This is a genomic window from Psychromonas hadalis ATCC BAA-638 (assembly GCF_000420245.1).
GTDB lineage: Bacteria > Pseudomonadota > Gammaproteobacteria > Enterobacterales > Psychromonadaceae > Psychromonas > Psychromonas hadalis.
On record NZ_ATUO01000331.1, the window covers coordinates 1 to 1,327 of the forward strand.

Consider the following 1,327-nt stretch of genomic DNA (forward strand, 5'->3'; position numbering starts at 1 on the left):
TCAATCGCAATAGCCGGCTATTACTCAATCATGCGCCTTGACCTTAGTCATTTACCCTGCGTAAAACCTGATCATTATATTAAGCGGAATGGTATCACTTGTAATATTTCATTATTAATAACAAATGGGTGCTTTAGTTGGTTGCTTATGGTGTTTATCATTTTTGCAGTATTACTTTTATTGTTAATATTTTCCAACAAAATAATAAATTCATCACCTCCAATCCGAGCGACGGTATCTGAATGACGAATACAGTGTTTGAGTCGCAAAGAGGTTTCGATAAGAACCTGATGCCATAACTATGGCCCTTTGTATCGTTAATAATCTTAAAGTGGTCTATATCAATATAAAGTAATGAAAAAGTGTTCGAATTTCGCTCAGACTGAGCAATGAGGTATTTAAGGCGCTCAAATAACAGGTATCTATTAGGGATTTTTGTCAGGTGGTCATAATGAGCGAGCAACTCTAGACACTTAGCTTCACTTATACGTTTACTAATATCGCGATTTATCCCCAACGCACCAATCAGACTATCATCATCGTAGATAGGTACGCACATTGATTCAATCCAGCCAATATGACCATCTTTATGGCGCATACTAACTTCATCCAAATTCCTGTACTGCAGACATCACTTCGCTAGTGATGTCTGCAGTATTTTCTGGCACGTGCAACATATTGACGGGTCGACCAATCGCTTCTTTTTTGAATAGCCGTACAGTGTTTCTGAACCTTTATTCCAATCTGTAATGATGCCTTTAAGGTCTGTGATGACCAATGCATCGAAGAGATAATCAAAGGCTTTATTCATTTTTTTAAGTATTTTTGAATTCATGAATTTATAACCACTATATTTAAATTTTCACACAATATTAATACTTTTGTCACTTCAATATATTGGGGAACAGAAATATCCAATGGAACAGAGCCGACATAAAAAGCTTAGTCGATCTTACCAAGAAGAAAACGTTTTCGTAACTGCTCCATCGGTACTTTTTAATAAGCCTATTTCCCTAATTTAAGCCATTAAATTGCGCTTTTAAACCATAACTAGAGATAAAAGAGTTTCGCTCTAAGCATTTTGTAATAACATGTTTTTAATATGTTATTTTAGTAGCAATACAGCGTTGATATTTACAAAAGACTTGGTTTTTCAATGGACATCACTAAATAACAAAAAAAGGTGCGATCCTAGTTGCCATGAAAAAGTAATTCCGATTACATTAAGTATGTGATCTAAATTTTGCGCAGGAAAAACAGCTAAATTTAAGGCGTAAGTTGACGTAAATGGTTGTTCCCTTTACAAAACTTACAACGCAGAAGTGAG

General features: G+C 35.0%; 1 protein-coding gene and 1 pseudogene. Both read right to left on the reverse strand.

Features of this window, described 5'->3' with window-relative positions; all coding sequences use genetic code 11:
• Positions 1–74: 74 nt before the first annotated feature.
• A pseudogene (locus G322_RS25000) lies at positions 75–598 on the reverse strand (diguanylate cyclase domain-containing protein).
• Between the two features lie 33 nt (positions 599–631).
• Positions 632–835, reverse strand: a complete 204-nt coding sequence (locus tag G322_RS24455) for a PAS domain S-box protein (RefSeq protein ID WP_033422284.1) — start codon at positions 833–835, stop codon at positions 632–634.
• Positions 836–1,327: the final 492 nt, after the last annotated feature.